This is a genomic window from Virgibacillus salexigens, from assembly GCF_014905415.1.
Lineage (GTDB): Bacteria > Bacillota > Bacilli > Bacillales > Amphibacillaceae > Virgibacillus > Virgibacillus salexigens.
Window position 1 is genome coordinate 1 of the sequence record NZ_BNEO01000197.1, and the last position, 292, is coordinate 292.

Below are 292 nucleotides of genomic sequence, written 5' to 3' on the forward strand. Positions count from 1 at the left end.
CGTTCATCTATCATTCCGAACTATCTTGCTATCAAACAAAAAGCAAAACAATTTGGTGCCTACGGAACGGTTATCAGCGGTGCGGGACCGACGATGATCGCATTTGTCCCAAGTGGCAGTGGGGGACAAAGCGGCGGTAAGATGCAAGAGCTTTTCCCTTCCTATCTCATTCAAAAATTAGAAGTTGATAATGATGGTGTACAAGTATCGACAAATAAAGAAGTGGCAGAATGATCATTCTGCCACTTCTTTTTAGGATTTCATTAATGCAACCAACAACACTTTTTGTACT

General features: G+C 41.4%; 1 pseudogene. It reads left to right on the forward strand.

The features are described 5' to 3' along the window. Positions 1–234: pseudogene (locus JKP73_RS22825) on the forward strand (homoserine kinase); the annotation flags it as partial. Positions 235–292: the final 58 nt, after the last annotated feature.